Annotated in this window: 13 protein-coding genes; 3 read left to right on the forward strand and 10 right to left on the reverse strand. The window is 48.5% G+C overall.

Annotation, left to right across the window (positions count from 1 at the left end; genetic code table 11):
* Nucleotides 1–657 (forward strand): NUDIX hydrolase, encoded by a 657-nt coding sequence (locus ACYVUV_RS06235; RefSeq protein WP_439775912.1) that lies wholly within the window; start codon nucleotides 1–3, stop codon nucleotides 655–657.
* A gap of 331 nt (nucleotides 658–988) precedes the next feature.
* Here ACYVUV_RS06235 and abc-f read toward each other — a convergent pair whose 3' ends face one another.
* Nucleotides 989–2,494 carry a ribosomal protection-like ABC-F family protein gene (abc-f, locus tag ACYVUV_RS06240; RefSeq protein ID WP_439775913.1) on the reverse strand — a complete coding sequence of 502 codons (1,506 nt, stop codon included), beginning with the start codon at nucleotides 2,492–2,494 and terminating at the stop codon, nucleotides 989–991.
* A gap of 401 nt (nucleotides 2,495–2,895) precedes the next feature.
* Here abc-f and bsh point away from each other — a divergent pair, with 401 nt between their 5' ends.
* Nucleotides 2,896–3,870: a choloylglycine hydrolase gene (gene bsh / locus ACYVUV_RS06245; protein ID WP_439775914.1), complete on the forward strand. Its 975-nt coding sequence runs from the start codon at nucleotides 2,896–2,898 to the stop codon at nucleotides 3,868–3,870.
* 73 nt (nucleotides 3,871–3,943) lie between these two features.
* On the opposite strand, the gene ACYVUV_RS06250 is transcribed toward bsh, so the two are convergent.
* From ACYVUV_RS06250 to ACYVUV_RS06280, 7 genes are all read right to left on the reverse strand, one after another.
* Nucleotides 3,944–5,602, reverse strand: coding sequence for a sensor histidine kinase (locus ACYVUV_RS06250; protein WP_484499189.1), 1,659 nt, complete (start codon nucleotides 5,600–5,602; stop codon nucleotides 3,944–3,946).
* Complete coding sequence (locus ACYVUV_RS06255) at nucleotides 5,602–6,279, reverse strand: response regulator transcription factor (protein WP_439775916.1); 678 nt, start codon at nucleotides 6,277–6,279, stop codon at nucleotides 5,602–5,604. Before ACYVUV_RS06255 ends, ACYVUV_RS06250 begins: the two co-directional genes overlap by 1 nt.
* 85 nt (nucleotides 6,280–6,364) lie before the next feature.
* The gene (phoU, locus tag ACYVUV_RS06260) at nucleotides 6,365–7,003 is read right to left on the reverse strand and encodes a phosphate signaling complex protein PhoU (protein ID WP_439775917.1); all 639 of its coding nucleotides are present in this window, start codon (nucleotides 7,001–7,003) and stop codon (nucleotides 6,365–6,367) included.
* Nucleotides 7,004–7,021: 18 nt separating this feature from the next.
* Nucleotides 7,022–7,780, reverse strand: coding sequence for a phosphate ABC transporter ATP-binding protein PstB (gene pstB, locus ACYVUV_RS06265; protein WP_439775918.1), 759 nt, complete (start codon nucleotides 7,778–7,780; stop codon nucleotides 7,022–7,024).
* Nucleotides 7,780–8,655 carry a phosphate ABC transporter permease PstA gene (gene pstA, locus ACYVUV_RS06270; RefSeq protein WP_439775919.1) on the reverse strand — a complete coding sequence of 292 codons (876 nt, stop codon included), beginning with the start codon at nucleotides 8,653–8,655 and terminating at the stop codon, nucleotides 7,780–7,782. The genes pstB and pstA overlap by 1 nt, the downstream gene beginning before the upstream one ends.
* Nucleotides 8,656–8,657: 2 nt before the next feature.
* Complete coding sequence (gene pstC / locus ACYVUV_RS06275; protein ID WP_439775920.1) at nucleotides 8,658–9,566, reverse strand: phosphate ABC transporter permease subunit PstC; 909 nt, start codon at nucleotides 9,564–9,566, stop codon at nucleotides 8,658–8,660.
* Nucleotides 9,567–9,585: 19 nt separating this feature from the next.
* Nucleotides 9,586–10,470, reverse strand: a complete 885-nt coding sequence (locus tag ACYVUV_RS06280) for a phosphate ABC transporter substrate-binding protein (RefSeq protein WP_439775921.1) — start codon at nucleotides 10,468–10,470, stop codon at nucleotides 9,586–9,588.
* A gap of 355 nt (nucleotides 10,471–10,825) precedes the next feature.
* Here ACYVUV_RS06280 and ACYVUV_RS06285 point away from each other — a divergent pair, with 355 nt between their 5' ends.
* Nucleotides 10,826–12,787, forward strand: coding sequence for an EAL domain-containing protein (locus ACYVUV_RS06285; RefSeq protein WP_439775922.1), 1,962 nt, complete (start codon nucleotides 10,826–10,828; stop codon nucleotides 12,785–12,787).
* Nucleotides 12,788–12,845: 58 nt separating this feature from the next.
* Here ACYVUV_RS06285 and ACYVUV_RS06290 read toward each other — a convergent pair whose 3' ends face one another.
* Together ACYVUV_RS06290 and ACYVUV_RS06295 are read right to left on the reverse strand one after the other, a co-directional pair.
* On the reverse strand, nucleotides 12,846–13,088 hold the full coding sequence (locus tag ACYVUV_RS06290; protein WP_439775923.1) for a hypothetical protein: 243 nt from the start codon (nucleotides 13,086–13,088) through the stop codon (nucleotides 12,846–12,848).
* A gap of 89 nt (nucleotides 13,089–13,177) precedes the next feature.
* Nucleotides 13,178–14,797, reverse strand: coding sequence for a peptide ABC transporter substrate-binding protein (locus tag ACYVUV_RS06295; protein ID WP_439775924.1), 1,620 nt, complete (start codon nucleotides 14,795–14,797; stop codon nucleotides 13,178–13,180).
* Between the last annotated feature and the right edge of the window lie 238 nt (nucleotides 14,798–15,035).

Here is a 15,035-nt window from a genome sequence, read left to right on the forward strand (position 1 = left end):
ATGCAAGAACCAAAAATTTCCCGTGACCAGAGTAAGACTCTGGCCGCTACCAAATACGTCAAGCTTTACGACCTGGCTTATGAAAACGGGGTCCACTACTATGACGCTTCCAGAAGAAATCCTGACCAGCTCTTTGCCTTCAAGCAGGACCCAGAGCTTGGCAGCGCCCTGCCCGACGCGGCTTGCGCCTACGTCATCGTCAAAGAAGCGGGCCAGGAAGACAAGCTCCTGCTCTTTTATGAGTACCGGTATCCAGCTGGCAGCTACCTGCTCGGCGTGCCGGCAGGCTTGATTGACCCGGCTGACTTGGCCAGCCCCGACCCAGTCAAAACAGCCATGATCCGCGAGATCAAGGAAGAAACTGGTTTAAGCGTCGGCGAAAATGACACGGTTGAAGTCATCAACCCCTTGGTCTTCACGGCTTCCGGCTTTAGCGATGAAAGCAACGCTATCGTCAAGGTTGTTATCCATGTCGATGACTTGTCCGCGCTTAACCACAAGGGCGCGGAAGGGACTGAAGTCTTTGGCGATTTCAAATTGGTTGACAAGGAAGAAGCCCGCCGCCTTTTAAAAGAAGGCAGAGACGACTATGGCCACTACCTGCCCTTGGTTGCCTGGGCAGCCCTGTGCTACTTTGTCAGTGACCTCTGGAAATAATTTTAGCAATCCTTTGTTACATAGATATTACAAGACGAAAGCCACGGCAGAAAATGCCGTGGCTTTTTAGCGCAGTTGTATTTTTGAGAAGAGTTTATCAATGAGTAAGCTATGCCGTCAGCCCCAAATATGCCGTGGCGATGATGCCAAGTACAATAAAAGCAATGATGCTCCAATAAGTCAGCTTGGGCTTGTCCGGTTTGCATAAAACGTACCGTGTCATGCTTTTCCGCCCCCTTTAGTTAACAGAATAAACTAAGGAAGTAAAATCAAGTAAAAGGCTCTTATTAAATTAATGTAAATTTTAGGGCAGAAGGACTTTTTTTGCAAGCTATAAAACTGCCTGCAAGCTAACCTTTTGCTCTGCTACCGCGTCGATAAAGGCCTGGTCGTGGTCGACCAAAAGCATGGCTGGCCGCTCTTTTTTCAGCAGGTCAATCAGCTGATCCTGGTTGAAAAGGTCCAAATAGTTGGCCGGCTCATCCCAAAGATAGAGGCTGGCTTCTTCAGTTAAGGACTTGGCTAGGGCCACCCGCTTCTTCTGCCCCTGGCTCATCTCCTCAATCTTTTGTTTAAATGCCTCCCGCTCCAGGCCTAATTTTTTCAGCTGGTTTAAAAAGTTCTCATAATTCAAGTCATGTTCTTTGGCAAAAGCTTCCAGTCGGCCCCGGTAACTTGACAGGTCTTGGGGCAGGTAGCTGATTTTAAGCCCCGTCTGCAAATCCCAATCCCCTTGGCAGGCCAAATCTTCTTTCCCTAAAAGCCAGGAGAAAAAACTGGTCTTGCCGCTGCCATTTGGCCCGGTCAAAGCCACGATGCCCCGGCTGGATAATTCCATATTCAGTCCCTTAAACAAGGTCCGACCGGCAATCTCTAAGCTTAGATCGCGCCCGGTAAAGATGGTCTGGTGGTAATTGGGCTTAAAATTCAAGTTTAATGCCGGTGCTTCTTCAATATTGGACAAAAGTCCCTGCTTAGCTGCCTCCTCTTTTTCCTGCCGGCGGGCCACATTTTTCGACCGCTTCATTACTTTGGCGGCTCGCTTGCTCAAAAATCCCTTGTCGCTCAATTCTGCCCTGCGGTCCGGCTTGATTTTTCCCTTAGCATGGATGCTGCTCTCAGCTTTTTGTGCATTGGCCGCCAGCTGTTTGCGGCTCTTCTCCAGGCTCTTGATCTCCCGGCGCAGCTGCTGGTCTTTCTCTTGATTGGTCTGGTCTCGCTGCTTTTTGGTCACTTGGTAGCCGGCAAAGTCATCCTGGTAAAGGTGAATTTCCCCGTTCTCCAGGGCCAGGACATGGTCGCTGACTTCTTCTAAAAAAGTCCGGTCGTGGCTGACCACGATATAGCCGGTCTTGGATTTTTTCAGGTATTCAGCTACTTCTCGCCGGCTGGCGCTGTCTAAGTGGTTGGTCGGTTCATCCAGCAAGGGAAAGACGCCATCTTGGCTGAAGGCCAGGGCCAAAAGCAGCTTGCTCTGCTCTCCCCCGCTAAGAAGGCCAAAGGGCTGGTAGAGAAGTTCTGGCTCTAAGTTCAGCCGGTTCATTTCTTTTTCCAAGCGCCAGAGCTCAAAACCTGCTTCGTCCATCAAGCTGAAGTAGGCCGCTTCATCTTTTGGCAAAAAGCGGGGATAGTAAGTAAAGGTTAAAGGAGACTTGACTGCTCGCCGGTCTCCCAATTGCCCGGCCAAAAGACGGAGAAAGGTCGTTTTGCCCCGGCCGTTCCGGCCAACCAGGGCCAGCTTCCAGCTAGAGTCTAAATCCAGCGACAAATCACTAAAAATCGCTTCTGCCTGGCTGGGATAAGTGTAGGAAAGATGCTTGATCTGAATACTTGTCATAATTTATACCTCGAAAAGAAAAAAGAGAGTCTGCACCCCTGCAATGGACAGACTCTCCGCGGCAAAAGCAGCGTCAATCTTGCAAAAGTGCATAGTAACCCCCTTGACCGCGCAGCAAATAAAGCTGCTTGAATCATGATGGTTGCCTATGGAAAATGCAAGATTACAGACGCACCGCTTTCGCCTCCTTTTCGATCATTTATTTGACTTGTATACTACCATAACTTGCGCAGGGCGAGCAAGCACTTTTTTAAACAGTTTTGCTAATATTCTAATTCTAAGGATTATTGCCCTATTTTTTATTCGCTTTATTATATTTATCTCTACTAAAATTTAAGTAATTTTACTTTCCTTTTCCGGTAAAAAGTTCTACAATAACGTTAACAGGAGGTATTTATATCATGTGTACAGCAATTACTTTCGCAACTGACGACCACTACTTTGGCCGTAATTTGGACCTGGACTTTTCTTACAATGAAACAGTCACCATCACTCCAAGAAATTATGTTTTCCCAATGCGGAAAGTACCGGACCTGGACAGCCACTATGCCATTATCGGGATGGCAACAGTTGTCGGCGACTACCCGCTTTACTATGACGCCGTCAACGAAGAAGGGCTGGGCATGGCCGGCTTGAACTTCGCGGGCAATGCCTACTACTTCCCTGACCAGGAAGGCAAAGACAACATTACTTCCTTTGAATTCGTCCCATACATTCTGGGGACCTGCAAGAGCGTGGCTGAAGCCAAGGAAGCCTTGAAGAACATCAGCATCTCTGCCGAAGACTTTTCAAAAGACTTCCCAACCAGTACCCTGCACTGGATGATCGCCGACAAGGACGCCTGCATCGTGGTTGAATCAATGGAAGACGGCCTACACGTTTACGACAACCCAGTCGGCGTCATGACCAACAACCCACCATTCCCGATTATGAAGTTCGCCTTGAACGACTACTACGCCCTTTCAGCTCACCGTCTGGACCACAAGTTTGCTGACGGCGTTGAACTCACTGAATACTCCCGCGGCATGAGCGGTTTAGGCCTGCCAGGCGACCTATCCAGCAAGTCCCGCTTCGTCCGCTGCGTCTTCACCAAGTACAACAGTCTCTGCGACAAGGATGAAGCCAGCTCAGTCAACCAATTCTTCAAGATCCTGGGTTCAGTTGAACAAGTCAAGGGCCTGTGTGAAGTTACCCCAGGCGAATATGAATACACCATCTACTCATCCTGCATGAACCAGGAAAAAGGGATCTACTACTACACCACCTATGGCAACCCGGATGTCCACGCCGTAGACATGCACAAGACTGACCTGGACAGTAAGGAATTGACCAGCTACAAGCTGCAAAAGGACCTGCAATTCCACTTCGACAACTAAACTTATTTTTTAAACATACAGTAAAAACCAGTCCACTGCTTACAGTGAACTGGTTTTCTTCTGTCATTCTGCTTTATTTGCTATTTTCTTCTGCTTCCGCTGGCATAGCCGGGAAAATAACCGTAAAGGTTGACCCCTTGCCTAACTCACTTTCCAGGCGGATGGTCCCGTGGCACTGCTGAACGGCGTGCTTGACGATCGACAGGCCCAGGCCCGTCCCCCCAGTCTTGCGGCTGTGGCTCTTATCCACCCGGTAAAAGCGTTCAAAAATCCGGCTCTGGGCTTCTTGGGGAATCCCAATCCCAGTATCTGCCACCTGCAGGATTGCCTGGCCCCGGTGCTTCTTAACCGTGACCTTGGTCTTGCCCTTTTCCTTGTTGTAGCGGATGCTGTTGTCAATCAAGTTGTAGGCAATTTCATAAACCAAGCGGAAGTTGGCAAAAATCATGCAGTCGCTCAAGTCAGTTTCCAGCTTGATTCCGTGCCGGTCAGCTGACCCCTGCAGGGCTTCCAAAGCCTCCGTCACCGGACTCTTCAAATTAAGCTTGATTTCTTCAAAGCGCTGGTTTTCATCCAGGTGGGACAAACGGATAATGTCGTCAATCAAGGTCAAGAGCTGGGCTGAAGATTCGTGGATCTTCTTGTAAAAGCCATCCCGGTCCTCTTCTTTGACCAAATGGTTTTCCAAAAGCTCTGCTGATCCCATGATCGACTGCAGAGGCGTCTTCAGTTCATGCGACACGTTAGCCGTGAATTCCCGCCGGACCTGCTCTTCATGGTACTCTTCCGTCACGTCAACCACCAAGATTGAAGTCCCCTTCAAAATCTTGCGACTGGTAATCGGACTGGCGCTGATCTGAATGTTGCGGCCATTTCTTTCAACAATTCCCTCAGCATGGGCCAAGCGGCTGTTTTGATCAATAATCTCCTTGACGTCAGCTGGCAATGGATCGCTGTCGTGCAAACCCAAAAGCGAAACGACAGCTGGATTAGATAGAAGGATCTTGTCTTCCAGGTCAATCAAGATCAAGCCCTCTTGCATGGCATCAGTCACTGTCTTAAATTCCTTCTCCCGATGGTGCAGCTGTTCCATTTGATCAGCAATCTGCTTGTTTTGGCTGTCCAGCCGGGTCAAAAGCGGCTTAATTTCATCATAGGCCTTGCTTTCCAGCGGTTTGTCCAAATCCATCTCATTCAGCGGCTTGACAATCGACTGTGAGATTGTCTTAGCCAGGAACCAGGAAACCAAAACAGCCAAGAGCATGATCAGCAAAAGTGGCGACAAGAGCCGGAGCAGCATTCGCCAGAAGGAGTTTCTGGTGATTGCCACCCGGATGACCCCGCCGTTTTTGAGCCGCTCCGCGTAGTACATGGTCACGGTTGACAAAGTAGTGCTGTAGCGTTCACTTGTCCCCGTGCCATTTTTCATTGCTTCAGCGACTTCCTCGCGGTGGGCATGGTTGCCCATCTTCTTTGGATTCTCTTCATTGTCGTAGAGAACCTTGCCCTTGGAATTTATCCAAGTAATCCGGTAGTTCTCTCCTTTAAGGCTCTTGAGATACTTCTTGCCGCTGGTATTTACCCCGCTGGCCGCCAGGTCAGCCTGAGAAGCCAGGGCTGCCATCTCATTATGGTCAAAGTCAATGCTCAAGACAATAGCGCTCAACAAGACAGCAAAGAAGAGAACCAGGGAAGTCAGCAAAAAACTTGCTCGAAATATCTTCTTAAACATTAGTCTGCTTCATGGTAGCGATAACCGACCCCGCGCACTGTTTCGATATGCTTACCAGCCTCACCCAGCTTTTGTCTCAAGGTTCTCACGTGAACGTCAACCGTGCGCGTTTCACCGTAAAAACCAGTCTCCCAGATCTGATCCATGATTTCTTCCCGAGAAAAGACGGTTCCCGGATGAGTGATCAAGAGCTTCAAGAGTCCATATTCTTTCAAAGTTAAATCGACTTGGTGGCCGTTTTCGAAAACTTCATGCCGTTTCAAGAGAATCTTGATCCCGTCTTTCTCGATCTTGTCCTCCTTCTTGTGGTTGGTCCGCCGCAAGACGGCCTTGACCCGGGAAACCATTTCCATCATCCCGAAGGGCTTGGTTAAGTAGTCATCTGCCCCAGAGTCCAGGTTCTTGACCTTGTCATATTCAGCCGTCTTAGCACTGGCAATGATGACCGGCAAGTCTTCGGTCGCGGAAGTAGATCTGATCTGGTGGAGGATTTCACTGCCGTCTTCATCAGGCAGCATCAAGTCCAAAATCACCAAATCAGGCCGGTTATTGTCCAGGGCCTTGAAAAAAGATTGTCCATCTTCAAAGCCGCGGACCTTGAAGTTCATTGATTCCAGCGTGTACATTTCGATTTCGCGGATGCTTTCGTCGTCTTCTACGCACCAAATTTCAGTCATAAAAAATCCCCTTAACCTTTCTTAAACTTAATTATAGTTGACAACCATAATCATTCACAAGAGTGGTAAGGGGAATTTCATGGACTTATCTGCCAGCCTTGCCGGTAGTTACAAATAAGGACCATTTAGCAATATTGACGGCGTGATCGCCGATTTTTTCAAAGTACTTAGCGACCATCATCAAATTGATCAAATATTCCGGGTTGCCATCCTTGTTGAAGTTATCGATCAAAAATGCCTTCGCTTTGTCAAAGCTTTCGTCGACTTGGTCATCGCGGCTGATAACCGCCTTGGCCAATTCATCATTTTTCGTAGCCAAAGCAGTTACCGCGTCGTTGACCATGCCAGTAGCGATTTGGGACATGCTCTTCAAGTTCAGCATGTCGTTGGCCACTGAAAGGTGCTCATTAAGTACCAGGTCAGCGATGTCCGCGCCGATTTCACCGATTCTTTCCAAGTCATAAACTGCCTTTAAAGATGCGCTGATCACCCGCAGGTCGGTGGCAACCGGCTGCTGCTCCATCAAAAGGCGCAGGCAGGTGTCTTCAATATCACGCTCACTCTTGTGGATGCGGTGGTGCAGGTTGATCGTGTCCTCTGCTTCATGGTAGTTGCCGGTAAACAGAGTATCAGTTGATTCAGAAATGGTTTCCTTGCAAAGCTGGCCGATTTCTTCCATCGCTTCTTGCAAGTGGTCCAATTCTCTATCAAATCTCGTTCTCATTTTTGGCCTCCTCTAGCCTTAACCGAACCGACCGGTGATGTATCTTTCAGTTCTTTCATCCTTAGGCATGGAGAAGAGCTGGTCAGTTTCACCGAATTCAACCAGGTCACCCAAGAGGAAGAAGCCAGTCTTGTCAGAGATACGTACAGCTTGTTGCATGTTGTGCGTAACGATGACGATCGTGTAGTTCTTCTTCAGTTCCAAGGCCAATTCTTCAATTTTAGAGGTTGAGATCGGGTCCAGAGCACTGGTCGGTTCGTCCATCAACAATACTTCTGGCTTGACAGCCAGGGCCCGGGCGATGCAGAGTCTTTGCTGCTGACCACCGGACAGACCCAGGGCTGACTTCTTCAGCCGGTCCTTCAGGTCGTCCCAAATAGCTGCCTGCTTCAAAGAAGTTTCAACGATTTCGTCCAGTTCCTTCTTGTCAGTAATCCCGTGGATCCGCGGACCGTAGGCAACGTTATCGTAAACGCTCATCGGGAACGGGTTTGGTCTCTGGAAGACCATGCCGACTCTTTGCCGCAGGACGGTCACGTCCAGGTCACCATTGTAGATGTCAGTGCCATCCAGCTTAACTGAACCATCGATGCGGCAGCCTTCAACCAGGTCATTCATTCTGTTGAGTGACCGCAAAAGAGTTGACTTCCCGCAGCCTGACGGGCCGATGAAGGCAGTAATTTCATTCTTTTGAATGTGCATGTTGACGTCATGCAAGGCGTGGAAATCGCCGTAGTAAAGGTTCAGATTTTCGATTGTAATTTTGTCTTCCATCATTAATTTCCTCCGTTATTGCGCTTGCGCATCTTGTCTGAAATGCGGCGCGTAACCAAAGTGAAGAGCAGGGCCAAAACGACCAGAACTGCTGAAGTAAAGTTGGCGATCTGGGTAGCTGACGGGTTCAAGGCCCCTTCAGTTCTCATGACCCAGATGTGCAGAGACAGGGTTTCACCACTTCTGAACGGGTTCAGCGGTGAAGTTGGTGAGGTAACCTTCCAGAAGTTCTGCCAGTTGATGTAAGTTGACTGGCCGGAAGTGTACAGAAGGGCAGCGGCTTCACCGAACCCACGGCCGGCAGCCATGATTACCCCGGTCAAGATCTGCGGCATGGCCGCTGGAATCAAGACCTTGCGGATGGTTTCGGACTTGGTCGCGCCCAAGCCCAGGGAACCTTCCTTGTATTCCACCGGCAAAGACCGGATGGCGTTATTGGTTTCAGTAGTTATCAGAGGAATAGAAAGAATTGAGATCGTCAAGGCACCTGCCAGGATGTTCCAAGACATCCCGGTCCACATAATGAAAGCCAGGTAGCCAAACAAACCGATAACAATGGATGGCAGGGATGACAATGATTCAATACTGATTTCAAACATTGTCAAGAACTTGCCTTCCTTGGCGTATTCAGCCAGGTAGACCCCGGCCCCGATGCCGATCGGCACTGAGAATAACAGTGAGAGGAAAACTAAGTAAATAGTGTTGAAGAACTGGTTGAAGATCCCGTTCCCGGCCGCTCCCAGGAAGTCCCACTGGAAGCCTTTCAAGCCGTCAAAGATGATTGAAAGGGTCAAGTAGAGCAGGAAAGCCAGCATAATCCAGCCGATGGCGTAGAAAAATCCCGTCATCAGCCGATCTTTTCTTTTAGCACGGCTCATATTTATTTTTCCTTCTTTCCATTGCCAAGCTTGTGAATCAAGACGATCAAAACGATTGAGATGATGAAGAGCAAGAGGGCCATTGACCACAGAGCTAAGTTGTATTCCCCGCCCTGGGCCGTGTTACCCATGTCGGCGGCGATTGCACTGGTCAAGTTGCTGGTTGGTGACAAAAGACTCGTTGCAAATGATCGGGTCTTACCGATAACCATGGCTACGGCTAAAGCTTCACCGATTGCCCGGGCCAGACCCAGGATGATCCCGGTTAAGATACCGCCAGAAGCGGCTGGCAAAACAACCTTGCCGATGACTTGCCAGCGGGTGGCACCCAAACCGTATGCCCCTTCTCTGTAGCTGTTTGGCACCGCCTTGATGGCGTCAGCGGCCACAGTAGTGATCGTTGGGAAGATCATGATGGCTAAGACGATTGAGGCTGCCAGGACTGAGAAACCGCCCATCTTCGGGTGGAAGATGTTTCTGATCAAAGGAACCAGCTTGGTCAGGCCAAACCAACCATAAACAACGGATGGGATGCTGACGTAGATTTCAGTAGCTGGACGGAAGAATCTTTCACCGATTTTCGGTGAGATTTCGGTCATGTAAACGGCTGAGCCGATAGCAAATGGCAGGCAGATGATCAAGCCCAGCAAGCAGGTTTCCAGGGAACCAACGATGTAAATAGCAGCCCCGACTTTGCCCCCGAACATGCCGGTCTTGTCAAGTGGTGCCCAATCACTGGTAAACAGGAACTCCCAAACGCTGTGATGAGCCTTGAGGAAGGTCTGGCTGCCTTGGTAGAGCAGGAAGGCCCCCATCAGAAGAGTCAAAGCAACGATCAAGAGACCACAGGCGATGTAGACCGCGCGCCAGCGCTTATCGCTGGCAATTGCTTTTTGAACTACTTTGTCCATAATGCCTTATTTCTCCTTCTTACTTTGTACGGGTGGCTTTAGCGGCAGCCGTCAGCTTGGATGCTAAGCCATAGCCCATGGCTTCGATCTTTTTACCATATTCCTTGCTGAGCATCTGCTTCAAGAATGCCTTGGCAGCACCCTTTGGCTGGCCCTTAGTGTACATGTGTTCATAGCTCCAGACAGTGTACTTGCCGTTGTAAACGTTCTTCAGCGTCGGCTTGATGCCGTCAATTGATACGATGCCAACTTGCGGGTCACCAGTCAGGTATGACAGGGACACGTAGCCAATTGAGCCTTGAACGCTTTGGATCATTTGAATCAAAGTACCTGAGTCGTCAGTTTCCAGAGACTGGTTGGACTGGCTGGCGTGCTTCTTTAAAGCGTATTGCTCGAAAGTTGCCCGGGTACCTGATGAAGATGGTCTTGAAACCAGAACGATCTGGCAGTCATTGCCGCCGACCTGCTTCCAGTTGGTTACCTTGCCAGTGAAGACCTTGATCAGCTGTTCAGTGGTCAAGTTCTTGACCCCAGCATCCTTGTTAATGATTGGGGCAATCGCGGTAATGGCCACCTGGTGGTCAACCAGCTTGCTGGCTGACTTCTTATCCAGCTTTTCTTCAGCGAACAAGTCTGAGTCCCCGATGTCGATGGTACCGTCAGAAACTTGCTGCAGCCCCTGGCCGGACCCACCCCCGTTAGTGTTGATGACACTGTCCGGGTTCTGGTCCATGAAAGTCTTGGCCGCGCTCTGCGCTAAAGGCAGAAGGGCGGATGACCCGGCGATGTTGACTGTCCCGGAAACTCCCTTGGTATCAGCTTTGGAGCTGCCGATTACGCAGCCGGTGACGATTGCCAGCAAAACAAGCGCAACAATAGCGACTTTGGTTTTTTTGCGTGACATGTTTATTCCTCCTTGAATTCTTACTGATTCAATCTTAATGGAGGCAAGTTAAATGCATTCAGTGATGATTGTTAAATCAATGTAAAATACTTAATTTATCTAAAGCCACGGCAGTTTCTTAACAAAATTTCAAAGCTTTCGCAAGGCCCCACTTAACTTTTTCAGTTTATTTTGCTTAATTAACTTATTTTTTACACTGCGAAATAGCAGCGCTTACATCCCTTTTCCGGCCGCCTTTACACGAATTTAACTTTACTAAAAAAGGCCAATTTGCCATCCACTTTGGACAGAAATATATGTTAAAATCTATATGTAAACAGTTCTGTTAATAAAGATATTATTTGAGGAAAAACACATGCTAGCCTGGTTTTCAGCCTTCTATTCCCGCAATCACACTTTTCTCCTGCAAGCTTTTTTAATTGCCTTGATTAGTGATCAGTTATTTTTTAAAGAAGAAACCATCCCTAAACGGATTGGCAAAAGTCTTGGAGCCTTCCTTCTGTCATTAAACACGTCCATGATCATGACCGTCTGGCTCTACCAAAAATTGAGTCCCATACTTAGTTTCAATGCTTTGAGCGACTTCTTTTTGGCAACCAGCCTCATCCTTTTGACCTTGCTTTTGGTCATTGCCCTTTATCAACGCTTGATAAATAAGAAGGCTTCCGTGGCCCTCTTCACCTACTGTCAATTTGTCATTGCCGCCGAAATATCCTCTCTTCTGGCCAATCAAGATTGGCAATGGGACTTCTTCACCATTCTTTTAACTCTTGGCCTGTACTTCCTCTTTAGAAAGGAAATTCTCTACATCAGCCAGGAACATACCGTAATCACTGAAGACAGCCGTTTTTTCTGGTCTACCCTGCTTTGCATGGTCCTGGTTGTTGCCCAGGCTGAATTTCCCCGCATGTTTCTTGACGGCAGCAACTCGGCAATGCCCACCCCCATCGGCTACGTGGTCAGCATTTTAGCCCTGATTTCCTGCATCATGTACATCGTGTTCATGAAGTATAATATTTTCAGCATTACACGCTATGAAAACTACCTGCAAAAATACAGCGATGATCCCTTAACTGGTTCCAAGAATCTTTACTACTTTTTGGAACATTCTGACGATATTATCAAGCAGCTGCCCCAAAACAAAGATTTGTTCATTTTTTACAGTTCCCTGGTCAATTTGCATGACTACAACCTGGCTAACGGCTACCAGGCCGGGACCAACCTGCTCAAGCAGGTTCATCGCAAGTTAAAAGAAAATTTTCCTGAAACTGCTATCGTTCGCAGCGGCGGCAGCCACTTTATCGGCGTAATCGTCGGAGATGAAGAGAAAAAATTCCTCTCTATTGCCCAAGATATTGCTACTGGAAGCAGAGGTGAGACACTCCTTTTTAAGGTTGGCCTGGCGCCTTTTACGCCAAGCAGCAAGCTTCTGCGCCGCCAGCGCACTACCGACCTGGTTCATGTTCTCGACCAAGCAGGCAGCGCCTTAAACTCTGTCAAAGATACAACAGATGTAATCGGTGTCTATAATGATGAATTGGCCAAAGCCGATGAAATCCGGGTTCATGTTTTGGAAAATATCGATCAAGCCTGCCAGGACAACTGGCTCAAGATTTACTATCAGCCCTTGATTGACATTAGGACCATGAAATTGGCCGAATGCGAAGCGCTGTCGCGCTGGATTGACCCGGCTTACGGCTTTCTTTCACCAGACAAGTTTATTCCGGCCCTGGAAGCAAACCAGATAGTCTACAAGGTCGACTGCCATGTTTTGGAAGGCTATGGCCGGGATACTCAGAAGTTAATGGAAGAAGGAAGAGAGATTTTCCCGATCAGCTTCAACATTTCTAGAACAGACTTAGAAGCCTGCGATATTTACCAAAAAATTGAGCAGACGGTCGCCGAATATGGACTCAGCCGCAGTCAAGTGCACATCGAAATTACCGAAAGTGCCCTTAATGGCAGCCAGGCTATGGTTGAAGCCGTCCAGCGCTTCCACGACTTGGGCTATCAAGTCTGGATGGATGACTTTGGCAGTGGCTATTCCAGCTTAAACGTCCTCAAAGATTATAATTTCGACGTCATCAAGATCGACATGGTCTTCCTCCGGAAGTTCGACGACCGGTCCAAAACAATCGTTGCCAACATCTGCCGGATGGCTAAAGAATTAGGCATCAAAACCGTTTGTGAAGGGGTTGAAACCCAGGAGCAATTCGACTTTCTTAAAGAAGCCGGCTGTGATCTAGCCCAAGGTTTCCTTTTCAGCCCACCAGTTCCTCTAGATGACCTTTACAAGAAAATGGCAGCTTATTTATAGGCAAGACAAAACCGCTAGTCGCGTGACTAGCGGTTTTTACATGTTTATTTTTCAATTACTATTTACCAGAGCCGGCAGCAACAGCGACAAAGCAAACCACGGCCAAGATCAAAAGCAGCCAGAGGACGATTTGCCAGATCAAGGCCAGAGTAATCCAGCCTTGCATTTGATTTAACTGTTCGTCCTTTCGCTTGATAAAGAGATAAATAGCCGGCACTATCCCGAAGATCGGCCAAACATAAGCCGCAACCAACAGAATGATCAGCCAAACATTATAAACGAATGAATTTGAGTCCTTCATTTTTTGCTCCCCCTGTTTGCAAAAGTCTTTTATTTCTGACCTCAGTTTAACAAAAGCAAGCCTTTTTGGCAATCGTTCTACCTGTTCCTTTACTGCAAATAAGCGAATTCGAAGTAGTAGCTGCCGTTGTAGATCAGCCCCTTGACCTTGCTATTCAGCATCCAGGCACTGCCGGATTGAACCAGCGGCGTTACCCCTTGGTCGGTCATCAAGATATTTTCCGCCTTGGCCAAAAGCTGCATCCGCTGCTTGGATGAAGAAACAGTCTTTGACTTAGCGATCAGCTGGTCATACTGCTTGTTTGACCACTTGCCGGAATTGTAGCTGTTGGTCGAAGTCATGCAGTCCAAAAATGAAATTGGGTCGGCAAAGTCAGCATTCCAGCCGCTCACGCAGGCTTCAAAATTGCCGCTGTCCATCTTGGCAAACTGGGACTTGGTCGGCAAGCTCTGCACCTTGACGGAAATCTGTTTGCCAAAAGCCGTTTCCAAAGCACTTTGGATGTATTCGCCAATTGCCTTTGAGCTGTCGTCATCAGCCGTCAGCAAGGTGAAGGATAACTTCTTCAGCTTCAAGTCCTTGAGAGCCGCTTTAAAGGCCGTCTGAGCGGCTTTTTTGTGGTAGCTGGTGATTTGCTTGGTCGTCTTATCCTGGGCCAGCTGGGTAAAGTCCTGCCCGTCTACCTTGGTCATATCAGCCGCGGTAAAGGTCGTCGCACCGGTAAAGCCGCCGCCCAGGGTCTTAGCCAGGGCCTGCCGATCAAGCGCCATGGACACTGCCTGACGGAGCTTGGTGCTCTTAAATTTAGCCAGTTTGGTATTGAACTGCATGTAGGTCGTGCCGTTGTTCTTTCTGATCACGTAGCCGGCCTGCTTTTGCAGGTTTTTAGCCGCCTGGGCGCTCAAAATGGCCGTGTCCAGCTTGCCATCCTGGTAAAGGTTGTAGGCAGTCGACGGTGACTTTTCAACCGTGAAGTTAATCTGAGACAGTTTGACGGCCGATTTGTTCCAATAGTTCTTGTTCTTGACCATCTTCCAGGACAGGTTGGCCCCAGTCCAGCCTTTTTGAATGAATGGCCCATTGAAAACAGTGGTCTTGGAAGAAGTGCCATACTTGCTGCCATATTTTTCAACAGCGCTTTGGTTTTCCGGGAAAAAGACCGGGAAGGCCATCAAGAGCTTGAAATATGGCAGTTTGTGCTCCAATTTGACCTGCAGCTTGTAGTTGCCAATAGCCTTTACGCCAAGGCTGGCCGGCGACTTCTTCCCTGCCACGATCGCGTCAGCGTTCTTGATGCCGGAGAAGATATAGCTGTATTGGGACGCGGTTTTTGGATTAACCGTCCGCTGCCAGGAGTAGACGAAGTCTTTAGCGGTAACCGCCTGCCCGTTTGACCACTTGCCGTTTTTACGCAAAGCAAAAGTCCAGGTCAGCCCGTCCTTGCTTTGAACTGCCTTAGTCGCCAGGGCATTTTTGACCTGGTTGTTTTTGCCTAACTGATACAGGCCCTCCATGGTGTTTTCCATCTGAGTGAAAGAAGTCGTGTCAGTTGCCTTAGATGGGTCCATAGTAATGATTTCCGCTGAAGTCATCCAGTTCAGCACCTGCTTTTCACTTGCTCCCTTGCTTTGCCCGCAGGCCGTCAAAAACGCCCCAGAAAACAAAACAGCAGCACCAGCCAATAAAGATTTTCCCTTGTTCAATTCCAATACCTCGCATAAACAATTAACAGTTTCCAGTTAACGATGCCATTGGCGCGAACAGAAAAAATCTCACAGCCGTGCTGCTTGAAGATTTTTCAAGAATTTTGCTTAAGAGCAAAAACATGACAAAGGTCGGCTCGCCTTACCAACGACACCGCCAAGCCTGCAAGTATTGATACCAGCTTGAGTCATGCTATTTGCTCCTTTCTAAATAAAAATCGTTCTTCCTAATATGCTTACTATA

The organism is Lactobacillus sp. WILCCON 0149, assembly GCF_057197965.1.

Coding starts and splice junctions, on each gene's coding strand:
- ACYVUV_RS06285 (WP_439775922.1), top strand. CDS start 10,826: ATGCTAGCCTGGTTTTCAGCCTTCTATTCCCGCAATCACACTTTTCTC.
- pstC (WP_439775920.1), bottom strand. CDS start 9,566: ATGGACAAAGTAGTTCAAAAAGCAATTGCCAGCGATAAGCGCTGGCGC.
- phoU (WP_439775917.1), bottom strand. CDS start 7,003: ATGAGAACGAGATTTGATAGAGAATTGGACCACTTGCAAGAAGCGATG.
- ACYVUV_RS06255 (WP_439775916.1), bottom strand. CDS start 6,279: ATGACTGAAATTTGGTGCGTAGAAGACGACGAAAGCATCCGCGAAATC.
- ACYVUV_RS06280 (WP_439775921.1), bottom strand. CDS start 10,470: ATGTCACGCAAAAAAACCAAAGTCGCTATTGTTGCGCTTGTTTTGCTG.
- bsh (WP_439775914.1), top strand. CDS start 2,896: ATGTGTACAGCAATTACTTTCGCAACTGACGACCACTACTTTGGCCGT.
- pstA (WP_439775919.1), bottom strand. CDS start 8,655: ATGAGCCGTGCTAAAAGAAAAGATCGGCTGATGACGGGATTTTTCTAC.
- ACYVUV_RS06235 (WP_439775912.1), top strand. CDS start 1: ATGCAAGAACCAAAAATTTCCCGTGACCAGAGTAAGACTCTGGCCGCT.
- ACYVUV_RS06250 (WP_484499189.1), bottom strand. CDS start 5,602: ATGTTTAAGAAGATATTTCGAGCAAGTTTTTTGCTGACTTCCCTGGTT.
- pstB (WP_439775918.1), bottom strand. CDS start 7,780: ATGATGGAAGACAAAATTACAATCGAAAATCTGAACCTTTACTACGGC.
- ACYVUV_RS06290 (WP_439775923.1), bottom strand. CDS start 13,088: ATGAAGGACTCAAATTCATTCGTTTATAATGTTTGGCTGATCATTCTG.
- abc-f (WP_439775913.1), bottom strand. CDS start 2,494: ATGACAAGTATTCAGATCAAGCATCTTTCCTACACTTATCCCAGCCAG.